The sequence below is a fragment of the Aquimarina ulvae genome (assembly GCF_053613295.3).
In genome coordinates this window covers 563,788-581,242 of record NZ_JBSIBP030000001.1, presented here as the reverse complement: position 1 = coordinate 581,242, position 17,455 = coordinate 563,788, and the positions used below count along the sequence as shown (strand labels likewise).

Genomic DNA, 17,455 nt, shown 5'->3' with positions numbered 1-17,455 from the left:
CCTTTCAAGTATTGACACATGGCTACTTACTTTCAGTTCGTATGAACCCTTACTTTATACTTTTCATTTTTATCATATTTCATCAACACTACGAGTAGTTCATTAATGATCGTACGCTTCTTATTTTTCTGTTTTTTTAAAATCTTTTGGGTTTTGTCCAGCCAAAAAATATAATCTTCGTATACTAGATTAGGTGCATAATCTACTGCAATCACATCAAATGAGTTGATCATCTTTTTATAAGCCTTACTACTAATTTCCAACTCTTTACCATCTACTAATCTCACTTTTTGATCACTCAGTATCCTGATCTGTTGATACGATAATTTCTCACCTTTTACTTTTGGAGTTGTGACCGACGTTTCTACGTGATCTGATATTGCTTTGGGGATATACAGTTTGTTTACATATCCAATAGGACGTTTAAAACTGGTAGTAAACCTCATCATATGCACTACTTGATCAATTCCTGATCTTACCACTGCTGCTTTTATTTTATCAATAGTTTTATAATTGACTCTTTTATCAGCAAAAATATAAACCTCATGTATCCATTCTTTTGGTATTTTTTTAAGTTTTTGTGTGATCACATTTAGATTTTTAATTTGTGCACCTTGCAAATTATAAATACGGTTATCCCTACTCACATACAAAAAGGCTTCAGCCAACTCGTGTTCATATGTTACCTTCTTTCCACCATACTCCGGTAATTCAATTTGATCCGGTAGTTGAGCCTGGACATTAAGAAGAAAGAAGAGAAAATAAATGGATGTAAGATATTTTATCATAACTAGTTGTTTATCGCAGAGAAATGTTGTCCATAATGTTGCCCCCAATACTGAATTCTTTGATCGATTTCATCGAGTGTTGGCTGGGAGTATATTCCATATGCACAAATACTTAATAATAGTATACAAATCAGTAAAAGTATCGTATGTATATTTTGTTTTTTCATCTTATTATTTTTAATTCTTGGTTTAGTTATTGTTTTAATATGACCTTGTATATTTATTTTTCTCTACCAACTCTTCAATAGATTCTCCATTACCTACCCTAAATTTAGTCTTTAGAGTTTCTCTCTTAGTTAATCGTTGAAAATACACTACAAAATGTAAATGTGGCCCTGTAGAAAAACCTACATTGCCGCTATATCCAATCAACTGTCCTTTTGTTATTTTATCCCCTACTTTCACTTCTGCTCCGTCTTTTTTGATATGTACATACTCTGCAAAGGTACCATCAGGATGAAAAACCCTTATATAATTATTATACTTCATACACTTTCTTCTAGGGCAGTTTTTACTATTTTCATCAACTACATTGGTAACAACACCTTCTCTTGCTGCTAGAATTTTGGTACCAACATCCATAGTAAAGTCTAGTGCATTTTCGTTTTTATGAGAAAAACTACCATTATATCCTTGATATAATTTATAAGTTTCATTTTTAGAAAATGGCAGATGATAGTCGTAATCTTTATCATGTTTAGACAAAAAATGATCTCCTTGTTGAAATATTGTAGTAGATGAGAACGTATATGATTTATTTTTTTTTATAATTAATAACTCCGTAATAATGTGTTTTTCTGCATTTGCAGGAACTACGAAAATATCTTGTTTACCTTTTGATGATTTTAAGTTTTCTAGAGTAAAGGTATATCTCACAGTCATTGGATATGGATTCGGGTTGGTGGCTATTATTTTATATCCATTAGGGATTCTTTCATAAGAGTTCCCTACTTTTTTTTGTGCTAATACTCCCTGAAAACTTAGGAACGATATCACACATACTATTAAAAATTCTAAATAGTGTTTCTTCATTATTTTATACAGTGTTAGATAAACCAAAACCTAGTCATTAGGCTGTAGTTATTATATAGTTATTAATATTTTTTTCTGATAAAGTTCTTGAACTAAAATTTACTTTAGCGTAATTTCAATTTTTCGGTATAAGTTTTCTAAATCATAAGAGATTTCGGTAACCCAAGCTCTTTTTTCTTTTGACTTTTCTAAGGATTTACTGATTTGTCTTAATTCTTGGATAGTTTGCATATAATAATTGTAGGTAATGTCATTATCAAACCTTAAGAAAACAATTTGGTTTTCTTTTAAAACCCCTTTAAGTATAGAACTATCTTTAATAGAAATAGTTTTTCCCTTATGTATTAAATTACCGTTCTGATTAATCCATAATGAGGTATACGTATATTGTTTTAAAGTTAACTGAATTTCTTTTTTTCTTTTGGAATATAATAACGGATCCAATTCATAATGCCAAAACATTGGTGGCGGAGGCGGTGGCAATGGTAAAGAACTAGTTTTTATTGATGTAATTTTTTCTTGATCTTCTAAAGAAATAATAGGAGTAGTATTCTTTTCTTTAAGGCTTCCACTAAGTATCGCAGGAGTAGCTTCAGAGATATCTTTGATATTACCGGTTTGATAATATATTGTTCTAAAAACAGCTCCTATTTCTGATTTTATTCTATCAATAGTCTTATATTTTACCTCTTTATCTGCATATAATAATATTCTTATAAATGGTGTTAACTCTTCTAATTCAGTATGCTTTTTCTTCTCTAGCGCATAGTATATCTCTTCATAAAAATCAAGCTTTTTATTTTCTAAATAAACCTCTTGGTTTTTAGTGACATAAAAACTTAATAATGGGGTTGTATGCTTTAAGTTAATTTTCTCACCTCCTGTTGGGAGCTGTATTTGATCAGTTGGTTGGGCCATCAAAGTTGTTGATAGCAATACAAATCCAACAATGACAAATAATTTTTTAAAATTCACCATAAAAATGTAGTTATTCAAAATGTTATTTTATCGAAAGGTGTAGTAATATGTCCTGTTACATCTGCTGCTTCCAGAGCATTCTTTAGTCTTTTACTAATAATTTTATGATTAAAAGCGTCTATTTTATAAAAATCATAATTGAAAAAATCAGAGTTCATCTTTAGGTTTCCTAACCTGAGAGTAAGTGGGTATTTATTCTTTTTTATTTCGTTTATAATTTGATCTCGAGAATTAATTAAAATTTTCCTAACGACAGTTCTAGTTTTAAAATTAAAAACTTCGGCAAAGGAATTTTCTGCATCAATCAATCGCCAAAAATCATTAGGTATACAATGAAACCAATAATATTTTAGAATGATTTCATTATGATACACTTTCATAGGATAGAAAGCGTGTGGAGGAAGAATATGTTCCTGAAAAACCCGCTTTGTTTTTTCATTAACAATCATTCCAAAACTAGCTCCAGCTCTAGGTAAAAACCCTGTAGGAAAAGCTTTTGAATGTAGTTCTAATTCATAATTAGGTACAAAATCAGGGAAAGAATGATTGTTTACGTCAAAACAACCATTTCTCCTCGGGTTATATCCTTTTTTTAATTCTGTTTGCGGATAATATCCGATGATCTCTAAATCATCGGATATTCCTATATTATAATATTTCATTTAATTTAATCCAAAATCAGGGTTAATCACTTCTCTAAAATAAGTATTTAAATTCATACCAGAGTCAATTGCATCATCAATATGACCATTTAGTTCTGGGAGTAACATTTCATCTAAAAACTCAGATGCATTTTCAGGAGATAAGGCATTTATGTTAGCTTCAAATTGATCTAGTCTAAATTCTACAAATCTATCATAAGCAGGATGGTTTCCGTGCAGTCCATCACCAGTTAATGCAGAAAATTTCTCTAATGCCCTTCCGTTCTTTCTAGCATTCATATGAAAACCATCATAAGCTGCTTCTTGAATTACTTGATGTGTTCTTTTTCCCCACGGTAATAGATGATGAGCTTCCTGACCGGCAACAGTCCCTATAACTTCAGCTAACTTACCTCTGCTCCCGAAATCGACAACGCCGTTTACAACTTTATAAGATAAATTAATAACGTTATCTCCTACCTTTATAGCCATTTTCCAAGCTTGGGTGCCTCGAGCTATTCTGGTTACCGGTGTTAGTAATTTCCCTCCTGGAATAATACTAACGATTAACATTCCTCCAGCAAGGTATTCATTAGCTGCTGCACCATCAAAATCAGTTCCATCAATGACTATTTTAATATCTTCAACAGGAATAATATATCGCCCTACGAACACCGCTCCATCTTCCCAAAAAGCTTTAAATAAAAAATCAAAATCTCCTCCAGGATAGTTTGTTGGGGCTACTCGATACTCATACCATCGATCAGTTTCATAACTATAATAGTAATGATAAGGTGCATTATCTTCTGATGCCGCTATAGACCCAGCAATTTTTTTATTAATTGCTCTTTCGCTGTTAGAGACTAAAATTACTCCACCTTCTTCTAAGAGATACATTGTACCACCTTCTACTGGATGCTTATGAGTATATCTTCTAGAAGTTCCAGGTGTTATTCCTTGACTATCAACCCAACGATTCTCTATAGTTTTTAAGGTAACAGTCATCTTTACCTCATTTTTGGCTTCTTCCGAGAACTCCATTGCTTCCCAATAGTCATATACATCAGTAGCTGTATCACAATTTTCATTAAGCCAAGCGATTTCTGCATCAGAGAAATCTAAAGCGATGGGCATATATTTAAAGGAAATCGCGCTAAGGCTAAGATCATCATCATTACAACTCTGACCTGCAGCCTTTTCCAATGAAGAATCATTAACTATATTATTTGTTTGTGGGCATACTCTTACTCTGAGAGAAGCTCCTTGGAAATCAGCAGTACAACTGGGGTCACCAAAGTGCCTCCTATTACCAGTACACGGGATATAAATCATTTCATAATGACAAGGCCCAGTGGTAATTGGTCCGCTAGTAATAGGACCTGATGGAGAAGACGGACCTGATCCGTCTCCAGAACCAGTCCCACCACCACTAGTGCCATCTCCAACCGCACCATAATCTCCTAGGGGCGGTAAAGAATCATCTGGATCACCATTTCCATTATTACCATCTCCTATGTTAACATCAACTTCTGTTAAGCATATAGTCTCTGGTTCTTCGCAGCTAAACGTCTTATCCTTGATTAAATTTAGATATTCATCCGCATCATATTCTAGTATCTGTCCTTTAAAATTAAGCATAGATGTTTGTTCTGCTTGCAAAGCAATCGCAAAATCAGCATCTAATTTATAAGTAATAATCTTTGCGGTTCGATTTTTATTGGAATCTTCACTAATAACTAAGTTCGAAAATTCATTGGGTCTATAACTGGAAGGAATAATTTCTAAGGTATATCCTTTACGCTCAGCATTCGTAACTTTAATAATATCATTCAAAACAATTTTACCGAAAGGAGTTTCTAAGAAATCTCCTGTTACAGACTTCCCTAAGGCGTTTTGTGTTTTAGAATTTAAAAACTCTTTTACTTCTGGTATTTCATGTATAGCAATTCTTTGGTAACTAATATCTCCATTTACGGTTAATAACTCTTGAGATAATTCGTGGTCAACTAATTGGATGTCTTCCAAGTTATCTTTTTGACAAGCGGTAAAGCAGGTTAATAATGAGAGTATCCCTATTTGAAAGGCGAATTGCCTTATGTAATTTTTCATAATTGTTTTTGATTCAAAATTTTTTAGACCGTTGGATCTATTGATTATTGGATTACGGTTTTTTCACTTTTTATGTATAAGTAAGTGTCTTTTATAAATCGCTTGTTACCTCTTTTATTAAAAAAAGTTTCTAATTTTTTCATTCCTTAAAAAATTAATTGATTTGTACTTACACTATTAAAAAGGCTTTTCGGTTTCCGCCTGATCCGCTGCACAACGGTTTATTTTTCGATTTATTAAAATATTTATGTCTTTGTGCTTGAAAAAATATTGATTGTAAGAGTTTTCGATTTAAGCTACCAACTCAAGGTATACAGGGTCTTTTTTAATCATTAATAACAAGTGTTCCTTTACCTGAAATTTTTTCTTGCGTGCATATCCTTCAGTATATCCAGTAATGTTGGCAATCTCTTTCATGCTTTTTTCTCAAAAAAAAGTTGGAGTATATTTTTGTGATGATCTTTTAAAATCTTAATAGGATAAGTTCTAAAACATTCGGTTAGTGATTAAAAAACAAAATTATTTCTAATCATAGAAATACAAAAAAGAACTGTATACCTTTAATTTTCCGTGTATTTTTTGTGAAACTTTTAGTACGTATGAGAAAGAAAACACTACACATCCAAACCATATGGCATACATATATTTATTGGTTGAAATTATCTTTTTAATACTAAAGCATCTTTCTTTTTTCCTTAGGTATTATCCTTTTTCTGTACGGGAATTTATACGGATCTGAAGTTAAGTAATTATACCAATTCCAAAATTTAAAAAAATCCATTTTAAATGTACGATATATTTTCTCTTTTTTTATATTGTTTTTCTCAATAAATTTATCATATTGCCTTTTCATCACATTAGTATCTCTGCCTTTAGAAGGCATTGCGGTAAATTGAAACCTACCACTTTCAGACTCATAATAATAAGTCTTAAATAATCCTTCAGTAAGAACATTAATAAATGATGAACAATAATTACTAACCATTATTATTGATAATATTAATACTATTCGTTTTACAATTTTACGATTCATATTTTTGATTATGTAGGCTTCCCCTTTTTAGGTGACCTCCTCCCATTTTACGAACTGGTCGTAATTAGAAAATCTGAGTTATTTTCATTCATTTTAATGTATTCATTGGGAGATATATCTCCCAATGAACTGTGTGGTCTAAAGCTGTTATAATCCTCTCTCCAGAGATCAAATTTCTCTTGGGCATCCTGTAACGATAAGAACCAATTGACATTTAAACATTCATCTCTAAAGGAACCATTAAAACTCTCTATAAATGGGTTATCTGTAGGTTTTCCTGGTCTTGAGAAGTCCAGTTCCACTTTATTCTCATAAGCCCAATTATCTAGGACCTTACTTATAAAATCGCTTCCATTATCCACTTTAATACGCTTTGGAAGAGCCTCTTGCTCAAAGGTAATACTTTCCATCACGTTTACTACATCACTTCCCTTGAGTGATTTTCCTGACTTAATCGCAAGACACATTCTACTATAATTATCGACTACAGTTAAGCCCCTGAATTTAGTACCATCAAAGAGCTGGTCTGAAAACAAAGTCCATACTCCAGCACTCGTGTAAACTAGAAGATGTACCGTCATTAGGTTGCCTATTCGCTGCAGCTCTGTTACGTCTTGGACGTTTACTGCGTAAGTTTAACCCTTCCTCACAATAGACTCTATACACACGCTTATGGTTATCCATAAAGCCTTCACGCCTTAAAAGAATATAGATACGCCAAAAACCATAGCGCACTCTTGTGGCTGCTATTTCCCTGACACGCATTCTGAGAAATTCATCATTACGACCTTTACGCTTATAATAAAAAACACTCTTTGAAAGCATTATTACACTACAGCAACGGTTTATTGAAATATTATATTCTATCCTAATATTATCGACCATCTCCCGCTTTCGAGAAGGCCTCAGAACTTTTTTTTCAATACATCTTGCAAGATCTGCTTGTCAAGACTGAGATCTGCAACAAGCTTTTTTAACTGGCTATTCTCATCTTCTAAATTCTTAAGACGACGAAGTTCTGAAACTCCTAAGCCCCCGTACTTCTTTTTCCAATTGTAAAAAGTTGCCGCGCTGATACCCATCTTGCGACAGACTTCATCAAGACGTGTTCCAGTCTCTACTTGCTTAATAGCAAATACAATTTGTGACTCTGAAAATTTTGATCGTTTCATAAGTAAATCTCTGTTTTAAAGTTAAACATTATTTACTCAGAAATCTCTAACTATAAATTGTCCAGTTTAAAGGGAAGAGATCAATAAAAAAAAAGACACAAGGAATGGTATCAAACCGAACGTACTAAGTATTGGTATAAACAATATAAGCCTTATGGATGGGTTGAGGATAATATAAAGATTGGAGCAATACTTTTTATAATTTGTCAAGATATTTATAGAATACAAACAAGGAATCAAGGTTGATTTATTACCGTTTAACCAATCATTGCCTGAAAATTTTAAAAAGCAAACGTTTCAGGGCTTAACAACACCTGTAATAAAACTAGTTATAAAAAACCACAATTAGGCACACCACAATCAAACGTATAACGTATTAAATAGCACAATAAATTAATCAAAGAAATAACAAGTAAAACCGAAGATAATTACGCTAAAAGTTTTTCAGGGCGTATAATAAAGAGGCTAAGAATCATATAAACTCGGCAATAGTAATATTTATGGTTGTTCCAATTATATATATTTTACACGTTGTTTTCAAACTTACTTAATGATATTGATGAGTGTACGCTTTAACACCCGTAATTCGTTAATTCAAGAAAGATTAGATAATTTTTTAGTAGACACAAAAAGTGTGTCGCGTTAAATCAAATGTTAAAATAATATGGTGTGATATTTGTGTTATATATATTTAATGCTAAATGTTGTAATTTTGCATCGTTTTGAAAAACTCATATGAAAATGAAAAAAGTATTATTAACTGACTTGGTTGATGTAGTAGTATTGTATTGCAAGGCTAATGGGTTAAGAATATCTCCTTTAAAATTACAAAAAATACTTTATTACATTCAAGCATGGCATATCGCTAAGTTTGACAAAAACAACTTATTTACAGAATTACCTCAAGCTTGGGTAAATGGTCCTGTTTATCGTTCTGTTTATGATATGTATAAACACAGTTTTTTTAAAAGTGAAGATATCCCAATTGATAAAACTGAAAATATTGAAGATTTACTAGAGGAAAAAATAAAATCTCTTGAAATAACAAAAAACCAAAAAAGCGTAATAAATTCAGTCTTAAAATTTTACGCTTCACAGGATGAAGGCAATCTTGTTTTAAGAACCCATACAGACAAGCCTTGGAATCAGGCAAGAAAAAAACTATCTCCTTTTGAGCGTTCTACTAATGAAATAAAGGCTGAATGGATGTTTGATTTTTATAGTCAAAAACTATCATAATTGGGCGACTTTGAAGAGGCACTCCGTTCTCATTCTGATGAAGTTATTGGTTTTGGAAGAGATTTAAGTTTAAATATAGGTGATAATCCTACTATTGAAGAAGATTTCAAACCAAGTATTTCATATGATTTACTAAGTTACAAAGTAGAAAGGGAAATATGCTTAACGAGTGAGAATTTTACAAAAGAAGACTTTCATCTTTATTTTGAGAAAATGATTGAAGTATCTAAGACTCGATTAGGCGATTTGTTAGATGGGAATACAAATTTAGATTTCAAAATATATACTGGTGCCAATAAAAAATTAAAAGAGATTTTCTTCAAGTCTATCGGAGTTAGTAGAACTCCCGAGAGCACTCCTTCATTTGGAAGAATAGGTTTATACAATAGTAAAAGTGGTGTAGAAAAAGCACCGAGGATTTTTTTTGTAGTTGGTCACTATGCAAAACTACATATACTAGCATTTGACCCTGAACACAAGATTTACGGAATAAAATAATTCCTATTTTTATTTTGGATTTAAATTTAAGACTTTATGGGTTTCTATAAACTTGATTTGAACGAGCAAACGTTAGTTGTAAACAAGCAAGGCGCATTTTCAGATATTTACATCACAAATTTAAATCGGTTTAATCCTTCTGCAATAAAAAAGTTTTTTACCGAAGTCATTTATAATTCGGATACCAACACAATTACAGAATTAAGGAGTTTTAAAACTAGTATACTCTTAAATAAGGATTCAATTGATTTTAGTAATGATTTTTAGTACGAATAATAACATAACAAATTTAACCACACAAAAGGAATATCTAAAAATCCTTAGTAGCCTGCACGCAAAGCAGAAAAAGATATTAGTATAATGTTTTTACAACGGCAAAAGGAGTACAAATATCATTTCGTTGTCAATCGGTTGACATTATTTCAAAAAATAAAACCGCAACAGTTTGTAAATTAAGTTGTTGCGGTTTCTCTATGTACTCGGGACGGGACTTGAACCCGTACGTCCTAATGGACATTGGATTTTAAGTCCAACGTGTCTACCAATTCCACCACCCGAGCGTGGTATATTTTCTCAGAGCGAAAGACGGGATTTGAACCCGCGACCCTCACCTTGGCAAGGTGATGCTCTACCCCTGAGCTACTTTCGCATTTTTTTAAGAACGTTGCAATTTCTTATTGCAGACCCAACCACCAAAGTGCCCTTTGGTACGTAGGCGGGTGCAAATTTAAAACATTTCTAATAATACCAAAATCTTTTCTCAAAAAAGAATTAAAAACTTTACACTGATGGAGCTTTCTTCCTGGTTAACATACGTTTAATCTCATTTAATTTCATCAAAGCTTCTACCGGAGTTAAGGTATTGATGTCAATATTTACAATTTCTTCCTTAATTTCTTCTAATAAAGGGTCATCCAGGTTGAAAAAACTCAGCTGTAATTCATCTTCTTCTTGAATATTCTTTATTTTATCTGTTAATTCTTCACTGCTATGAGACTTTTCTAATTTTTTGAGCATTTTATTGGCTCTATGCAAAACTTGTTGGGGCATCCCGGCCATTTTAGCCACATGAATCCCAAAACTATGCTCACTCCCTCCTGGAACTAATTTACGAAGAAACAGTACATTGTCTTTTAGTTCTTTTACAGCGACATTATAATTCTTAATTCGGCCAAAAGTCTCACACATTTCATTAAGTTCATGATAATGTGTAGCAAACAATGTTTTAGGCCTTGCCGGGTGTTCGTGCAAAAATTCACTAATCGCCCAGGCAATTGAAATTCCATCATATGTACTGGTACCACGACCAATCTCATCTAGTAGTACCAAACTTCTATCCGATATATTGTTTAGAATATTTGCCGTCTCATTCATCTCTACCATAAAAGTAGATTCTCCCATAGAGATATTATCGCTCGCTCCTACCCTAGTAAATATTTTATCTACAGCGCCAATCATAGCCTTATCCGCCGGAACAAAACTCCCCATCTGTGCTAATAAAACAATCAAAGCGGTTTGCCGAAGGATCGCAGACTTACCACTCATATTAGGACCTGTAATCATTATCATTTGCTGATCTTCCTTATTCAAAGAAACATCATTTGCTATATATTGTTCTCCAGGAGGCAATTGCTTCTCTATAACAGGGTGACGCCCATTTTTGATTTCGAGGGTATGAGAATCATCAATAATCGGACGCGTATATTGATTCTCTTCTGCTAACTGCGCATATGAACACAAACAATCCAATTGCCCGATCAAATTTGCATTTAGTTGTACAGGTTTGATATATTCATTCATCCAAACAACCAGATCGTTAAATAATTGCTGCTCTACTAATAGAATTTTTTCTTCTGCACCAAGTATTTTGGCCTCATACTCCTTTAACTCTTCTGTAATATACCTTTCGGCACTTACGAGTGTTTGTTTACGAATCCAGGTTTCAGGAACTTTATCTTTATGTGTGTTACGTACTTCTATATAATATCCAAAAACATTGTTAGAGGCTATTTTTAGCGAAGTAATCCCAGTAGCTTTTGTTTCCCGCTCCAGCATTTTATCCAGATAATCTTTTCCGGAAAAGGCAATAGAACGCAGTTCATCCAACTCCTCCAGATAGCCGTCTGCTATGGTATTTCCTTTCAGAATATTTACAGGAGCTTCTTCATTAAGCGTCTCTTTAATTTTAGTGCGCAACAATTGGCAATCATGTAAGGTATCACCAATTACTTTTAATGCTTCATTATTACTAGCAGCAGCTTGCGCTTTGATTGGAACTATAGCTTCCAGAGAATTCTTTAATTGAATAATTTCTCTTGGATTTACCTTTCCTGTGGCGACTTTAGAAATCAAACGCTCAATATCCCCGATTTGCTTTATTTGATGCTGAATCTTATGAAGCAATACTTTAGTGTCTAAAAAATATTGTACTACTTCGTGACGTTTTTGAATATTTGTAATATTTTTAAGAGGTAACGCCAACCAACGTTTTAAGGTTCGCCCTCCCATTGGAGAGATGGTTTTATCAATAACATCTATGAGCGTTACGGCATTAACAGCATTGGGGTTATACAATTCGAGATTACGAATGGTAAAACGATCCATCCATATATACTCATCCTCTGCAATACGCTGGATAGCAGTGATATGCTGTAATTTATGATGTTGTGTTTCTCCTAAATAATGAAGAATCACTCCGGCAGCAATCACACCTTCTTGTAAATGATCCACTCCAAATCCTTTTAGAGAAGTGGTTCCAAAATGAGTCTGTAATGTTTCATGAGCATAGTCCGTTTTAAAAACCCAATCTTCTAAGAAAAATGTATGAAAATCTTTTCCAAAATCACTTTGAAAACTTTGCTTCTTTGGCTTAGGGATTAAGACTTCACTAGGACTGAAATTACGCAACAATTTATCCATCTGGGCAACACCTCCTTGTGCGGTTAAGAATTCTCCGGTAGAAACATCCAAGAATGCAACACCTAATTCTCTTTTACCATAATGCAAAGCACAAAGAAAGTTATTCGTCTTACTTTGTAAAACCTCATCATTTAATGCTACTCCGGGAGTGACCAATTCTGTTACTCCTCTTTTGACAATCGTTTTGGTTTGCTTTGGATCCTCCAACTGATCACAGATCGCAACTCTTTCTCCTGCCTTCACCAGTTTTGGCAAATAGGTATTTAAAGAATGATGCGGAAAACCTGCCAAAGCTGTTTCGTGTTCACTTCCATTACCTCTTTTGGTCTGTACAATATTCAGAATAGCCGCTGCCTTAATAGCGTCCTCTCCAAAAGTCTCATAAAAATCGCCTACTCTAAATAGTAAGAGCGCGTCTGGATATTTGGCTTTGATAGCATTATATTGCTTCATCAAAGGCGTTACCTTCTTTTCTTTTTTAACTTTTTTTGGTGCCAAGAGGATTTGATTTTTCTACGAAGGCTAAAGTAGGTATTCTCCTTTTTTTTTTGAAATGTAGCTAAAAGGAGTTATTTATTTTTATTCACAATTTCTTTAAAAGCAGTTTGCAGTACTAAGTCCTCTTTTTGCAGTGAATACTGTATCTGTAAATAAACACTCGAAACCTTATCTTAATAGTTCAATTAGTATAATACCATAGGAAAAGAGGAAAGTTATACCTTTGATAAAATTTTAAATCAACTATGGATTTTAAAAATCTAATAGTCTATAAAAAATCATTTGATGTAGTGATGAAAATATTGGAGATTACCAAAAACTTTCCGGAAGAAGAAAAATACGCTCTTATTGATCAAATAGGACGATCTTCAAAAGGTGTAACAGCTACTATCTCCGAATTATATAGAAAACAAAAACACCCCAAGCATTTTATCAGCAAATTCACTGATAGTGATTTTGAGAATGCAGAAACTCAAACTTGGCTTGAGTTTTCTTTAACATATAAGTATACAGATCAAAAAACTCTTGATTACCTTACTTCACTGAGTTTAGAAGTAGATAACCTAATAAATTATACGATTAACAATCCCAGGAAGTTCGGTGCTAAAGGCACAGATTAATTTATTAATATAAAACCGTTACTACCTACTATAAACTGAGTATTGCAAACTTTAAAAAAAATGAATAGAAAATTAAAAAACAGTGAACTGGATCGCAAAACAGTGGCTGAGTTTAAAGAAGCGAAAAAAACGCCACTAATTATTGTATTAGATAATATTCGAAGTCTTAACAATATTGGGGCTGTCTTTAGAACCGCTGATGCTTTTTTAATCAAAAAAATATATCTCTGCGGTATTACTGCCACTCCACCGCATAAGGATATTCAGAAAACAGCGCTTGGCGCTACCAATACCGTGGATTGGGAATACTCAGAAAGCACTTTAGAACTAGTTACAAAGCTTATATCTGAAAATGTAAAAATACTATCCATAGAACAAGCAGAGAATGCTGTTATGCTCGATAATTTTATCCCTCAATCTGATCAAAGGTATGCAATCATTTTTGGAAACGAAGTAAAAGGTGTACAACAAGAAGTAGTTTCTGCAAGTGATCGTGTAATTGAAATACCGCAATACGGCAGCAAACATTCTTTAAACATTTCTGTCAGCGCCGGCGTTGTGATATGGGATTTGTTTTGTAAGTTTAAGGCTCACTAACTCATTATGATCTCCATGAAATATTTTGCTTTTACATTAGCCATCTGCATAAGTCTTATAGGTTGTCACCAAAAAACAACTGAACCTAAAGAAGGGGAAGAACCAATGACAGAGAAACAACTTATTGCCAAAGCAAAAGAAATTCATACAAAAGTTATTACCCTCGATACGCATTGTGATATTAATGTTAAAAACTTTACAGACTCCATCAATTACACCCAAGATCTAAATTCACAGATTACCTTACCAAAAATGAAAAAAGGAGGGTTGGATGTTGCTTGGTTTATTGTCTATACTGGTCAGGACTCACTAAACACAGAAGGGTTTGATAAAGCCCATAAAAATGCGATGTCTAAGTTTAATGCTATTCACAGATTGGTTGATACAATTGCTCCTGATCAGATAGAGCTGGCAACAAACGCTGATGATGTTCGCAGAATTCATAAATCAGGTAAAAAAGTTGCAATGATCGGGGTTGAAAACGGATATCCAATAGGAACTGATATTACTAATGTAAAAAAATTCTACGACCTGGGAGCCCGATATATGTCATTATCACACAACGGCCACAGCCAACTTTGCGACTCCAATACCGGAGAAGCGGACGATGTTTGGTTACACAATGGGTTAAGTGATTTTGGAAAAGAAGTTCTTGCTGAAATGAATAAGTGGGGTATGATGATTGACGTATCACATCCTTCAAAGGAATCTATGCGACAAATGATCGAGCTTTCCAAAGCACCAATTATAGCTTCTCACTCGTCTGCAAGAGCCCTGTGTGATCATAGTCGTAATCTTGATGACGAGCAATTACAATGGTTACAAGAAAATGGTGGTGTGGTACAAACAGTTGCCTTTACTTCTTATCTGAATACAGAGAAATTTGAAAAGCGTAACGAAAAAGAGTTAGAAATAGCAAAACAAATTGCAGATTCTATGGGGGTCACTTGGCTGGAGCGCAAAGATGTAGCCAAACTAAGTGCAGAAGACAAAGAAAAGTACTTTGATTTTTATATGAAAATGTTGCCCATTAAAAGAGCTAAAGTTAAGAAAATGCAAGACCTGCCTCCTGCGGTAGATGTTATCGATTTTGTAAACCATATTGATTATATGGTTGATAAAATAGGTATAGAACATGTTGGAATAAGTTCTGATTTTGATGGCGGTGGTGGAATTGAAGGCTGGAGTGATGCTTCAGAAACTTTGAATGTGACCTTAGAATTGGTAAAGCGAGGATATACAGAAGAACAAATCGAAAAACTATGGAGCGGTAATTTACTTCGTGTGTTGGATAACGTCCAGAAAGTTGCAAGCGAGTTACAGAAAGGATAGGTTAAACACTCAAGTGATTTAAAACCCAAATATAATCTTCGCGATTGGTCACAAAATCCTTATCGGATATATCAATAACCTTTACATTACCATGAGATTGGGATTTTATAAATTGTAAATATCCTTTATTAATTTTATCAAGATATGCTGCAGGAATTTTCTGCTCATAATCTCGTCCACGTTTTTTTATGTTTTCTAACAAACGCTCTGTATTTTGATATAAGTATACGTATAGCCCTGGCTTAGGTAAATCACGATACACGATATCAAAGACCTTTTTATATAATATAAATTCATCTTCTTGTAAAGTTACCTGTGCAAAAATCAATGACTTGAAAATATCGTAATCACTAACCACAAACTCTTTGAACAAATCAAATTGACCAATATCATCTTGTAATCGTTGATATCGATCTGCCAAAAAAGACATTTCTAAAGGAAATGCATACCGCTCCATATCTTTATAGAACTTTGGCAAAAATGGATTATCCGCAAAACGCTCTAAAACCAACTTGGCATTAAATTCTTGTGCAATAAGATTGGCCAGACTGGTTTTACCTGCACCGATATTGCCTTCTATAGTTAGATATTGAACGGATGATAAAGAATATTTTTCTTTAGGGTTTATGATTACTTCCTCGAGTTTAGTGATTTCTGAAGTATCCCTCGTTTGTTCCAATAATTGGCTTACTGTTTGATTTAATATCGGATGCTGTATTTCTCTTTCTAATTCCTGTAATGGTTTTAAGACAAATTTACGATCCTGTAAAAATGGATGAGGAACAATCAATTTCTCTGTTTCTATAATTCCTTCTGAAGAAAAAATAATATCCAGATCAATAGTTCTTGCCTCGTATTTTTTGGTATCTGTTCTTTTTCTTCCTAATAAATTTTCGATTTCCAAAAGCTTATGTAACACCTCTGAAGAAGTATAAGAAGTCTCAATAAGAAGAACTGCATTATAAAAATCATCGCCACTAAATCCCCACGTTGGTGTCTGATATACACCAGAAACGGTAACTACATTACCAATAGTTTCATAGATTACATTTACAGCTTGCTGAAGATAATCGAGTCTATCCCCTACGTTACTTCCTAATGAAATATGTATACGATTTGATGTTTTCAAATATGGAATTTTATATTCTGATCAGAACTCTGTATTTTAAGAGCAAATTAAGGAAAACAAAATCACTTCACCTTATTTTTGTGCGAAGTATTATGAACTAATTATATTTTGAATCAAACTCCCCTAAATCTTACGGATAAAATAGTAGCATACAGAATTTACCTTATTCTTGGGGCTTTGTTTATTTCTTCCTTAGTGGCTTCTAATTTAATTTTTCAGAAGTTTTTCTATTGGGATTTTTTTGGAGTGTATACATTTGAAATTTCGGTAGGAATCTTACCCTATCCTATTACTTTTTTAATAACCGATATCATTAGTGAAGTATACGGAAAGAGGAAAGCCAATCAGATCGTTACTGCCGGTATTTTTGCCTCTTTCTTCTCTCTATTAATCGTATACACATCAAAAGTGGTACCCGCCACTGCTTGGTCTCCTATTGATGATGAAACGTTTACAAAAGTCTTCGGCGCAACTGCCGTTGCAGTTTTTGCTTCTATGATGGCCTATCTCTTTGCACAATATATCGATATACAGATCTTCCATTTTTGGAAAAAAATTACCAAAGGGAAACATCTCTGGATTAGAAATAATTTTTCTACATTTTCATCTCAGTTTATTGACACACTAACAGTATTACTATTATTATGTTCCACAGGTATCATTGATTGGGATCGTTTTGGCATACTATTACTTAATGGCTTCTTATTTAAAGTCCTGGTTGCTGCACTCGATACTCCGCTATTATATCTGGGTGTATTTATACTCAGAAAAAGATTTCAGCTAAAGCAGGGAGGTGAATTAGAACTCGAAATATAAAAAATCTAACAAATAGTTAACTCAAAAATAGCAACATCGTACCTTTGTAAATCG

The 17,455-nt window shown here is 33.3% G+C and carries 17 protein-coding genes, 2 tRNA genes and 1 pseudogene; 7 read left to right on the top strand and 13 right to left on the bottom strand.

The features are described 5' to 3' along the window. Positions 1 to 32: 32 nt before the first annotated feature. From ACWGOQ_RS02540 to ACWGOQ_RS02500, 9 genes and pseudogenes are all read right to left on the bottom strand, one after another. A complete protein-coding gene (locus ACWGOQ_RS02540; RefSeq protein ID WP_452056978.1) occupies positions 33 to 788 on the bottom strand; it encodes a biopolymer transporter ExbD in 756 nt (251 codons plus the stop codon). A gap of 2 nt (positions 789 to 790) precedes the next feature. Next, complete coding sequence (locus ACWGOQ_RS02535) at positions 791 to 955, bottom strand: hypothetical protein (protein ID WP_452056977.1); 165 nt, start codon at positions 953 to 955, stop codon at positions 791 to 793. Between the two features lie 34 nt (positions 956 to 989). Next, on the bottom strand, positions 990 to 1,820 hold the full coding sequence (locus ACWGOQ_RS02530) for a peptidoglycan DD-metalloendopeptidase family protein (RefSeq protein WP_452056976.1): 831 nt from the start codon (positions 1,818 to 1,820) through the stop codon (positions 990 to 992). A 99-nt stretch (positions 1,821 to 1,919) separates the two neighbouring features. Continuing rightward, on the bottom strand, positions 1,920 to 2,816 hold the full coding sequence (locus tag ACWGOQ_RS02525; RefSeq protein ID WP_452056975.1) for an ExbD/TolR family protein: 897 nt from the start codon (positions 2,814 to 2,816) through the stop codon (positions 1,920 to 1,922). Beyond that, positions 2,813 to 3,460, bottom strand: a complete 648-nt coding sequence (locus tag ACWGOQ_RS02520; protein ID WP_452056974.1) for a hypothetical protein — start codon at positions 3,458 to 3,460, stop codon at positions 2,813 to 2,815. The genes ACWGOQ_RS02525 and ACWGOQ_RS02520 overlap by 4 nt, the downstream gene beginning before the upstream one ends. Then, positions 3,461 to 5,548 carry an AHH domain-containing protein gene (locus tag ACWGOQ_RS02515; RefSeq protein WP_452056973.1) on the bottom strand — a complete coding sequence of 696 codons (2,088 nt, stop codon included), beginning with the start codon at positions 5,546 to 5,548 and terminating at the stop codon, positions 3,461 to 3,463. Between the two features lie 291 nt (positions 5,549 to 5,839). Beyond that, positions 5,840 to 5,965 (bottom strand): hypothetical protein, encoded by a 126-nt coding sequence (locus ACWGOQ_RS02510; protein ID WP_452056972.1) that lies wholly within the window; start codon positions 5,963 to 5,965, stop codon positions 5,840 to 5,842. Positions 5,966 to 6,221: 256 nt separating this feature from the next. Next, complete coding sequence (locus ACWGOQ_RS02505) at positions 6,222 to 6,581, bottom strand: hypothetical protein (protein WP_452056971.1); 360 nt, start codon at positions 6,579 to 6,581, stop codon at positions 6,222 to 6,224. Between the two features lie 47 nt (positions 6,582 to 6,628). After that, positions 6,629 to 7,753: pseudogene (locus tag ACWGOQ_RS02500) on the bottom strand (IS3 family transposase). A 741-nt stretch (positions 7,754 to 8,494) separates the two neighbouring features. Here ACWGOQ_RS02500 and ACWGOQ_RS02495 point away from each other — a divergent pair. The 3 genes from ACWGOQ_RS02495 to ACWGOQ_RS02485 are packed head-to-tail and all read left to right on the top strand — an operon-like array spanning position 8,495 to position 9,757. Next, positions 8,495 to 8,992, top strand: a complete 498-nt coding sequence (locus tag ACWGOQ_RS02495) for a Panacea domain-containing protein (protein WP_452056970.1) — start codon at positions 8,495 to 8,497, stop codon at positions 8,990 to 8,992. Beyond that, entirely contained in the window at positions 8,993 to 9,490 is a 498-nt protein-coding gene (locus tag ACWGOQ_RS02490; protein ID WP_452056969.1) for a hypothetical protein, read from the top strand. Between the two features lie 36 nt (positions 9,491 to 9,526). Then, positions 9,527 to 9,757 (top strand): hypothetical protein, encoded by a 231-nt coding sequence (locus tag ACWGOQ_RS02485; RefSeq protein ID WP_452056968.1) that lies wholly within the window; start codon positions 9,527 to 9,529, stop codon positions 9,755 to 9,757. Positions 9,758 to 9,966: 209 nt separating this feature from the next. On the opposite strand, the gene ACWGOQ_RS02480 is transcribed toward ACWGOQ_RS02485, so the two are convergent. From ACWGOQ_RS02480 to mutS, 3 genes are all read right to left on the bottom strand, one after another. Beyond that, a tRNA-Leu gene (locus tag ACWGOQ_RS02480) sits at positions 9,967 to 10,050 on the bottom strand. Between the two features lie 17 nt (positions 10,051 to 10,067). Further along, a tRNA-Gly gene (locus ACWGOQ_RS02475) sits at positions 10,068 to 10,139 on the bottom strand. A 131-nt stretch (positions 10,140 to 10,270) separates the two neighbouring features. Beyond that, on the bottom strand, positions 10,271 to 12,862 hold the full coding sequence (gene mutS / locus ACWGOQ_RS02470) for a DNA mismatch repair protein MutS (protein ID WP_452057205.1): 2,592 nt from the start codon (positions 12,860 to 12,862) through the stop codon (positions 10,271 to 10,273). Positions 12,863 to 13,152: 290 nt separating this feature from the next. Between mutS and ACWGOQ_RS02465 the strand changes: the two genes are divergently transcribed. The 3 genes from ACWGOQ_RS02465 to ACWGOQ_RS02455 are packed head-to-tail and all read left to right on the top strand — an operon-like array spanning position 13,153 to position 15,456. Then, on the top strand, positions 13,153 to 13,527 hold the full coding sequence (locus ACWGOQ_RS02465; protein WP_452056967.1) for a four helix bundle protein: 375 nt from the start codon (positions 13,153 to 13,155) through the stop codon (positions 13,525 to 13,527). Between the two features lie 60 nt (positions 13,528 to 13,587). Next, the gene (locus ACWGOQ_RS02460; RefSeq protein ID WP_452056966.1) at positions 13,588 to 14,124 is read left to right on the top strand and encodes an RNA methyltransferase; all 537 of its coding nucleotides are present in this window, start codon (positions 13,588 to 13,590) and stop codon (positions 14,122 to 14,124) included. A gap of 15 nt (positions 14,125 to 14,139) precedes the next feature. After that, a complete protein-coding gene (locus tag ACWGOQ_RS02455) occupies positions 14,140 to 15,456 on the top strand; it encodes a dipeptidase (protein ID WP_452056965.1) in 1,317 nt (438 codons plus the stop codon). A 1-nt stretch (position 15,457) separates the two neighbouring features. Here ACWGOQ_RS02455 and folK read toward each other — a convergent pair whose 3' ends face one another. After that, positions 15,458 to 16,585 carry a 2-amino-4-hydroxy-6-hydroxymethyldihydropteridine diphosphokinase gene (folK, locus tag ACWGOQ_RS02450; protein ID WP_452056964.1) on the bottom strand — a complete coding sequence of 376 codons (1,128 nt, stop codon included), beginning with the start codon at positions 16,583 to 16,585 and terminating at the stop codon, positions 15,458 to 15,460. A gap of 108 nt (positions 16,586 to 16,693) precedes the next feature. On the opposite strand from folK, the gene ACWGOQ_RS02445 reads away from it, so the two are divergent. Then, the gene (locus ACWGOQ_RS02445) at positions 16,694 to 17,401 is read left to right on the top strand and encodes a queuosine precursor transporter (RefSeq protein WP_452056963.1); all 708 of its coding nucleotides are present in this window, start codon (positions 16,694 to 16,696) and stop codon (positions 17,399 to 17,401) included. Positions 17,402 to 17,455: the final 54 nt, after the last annotated feature.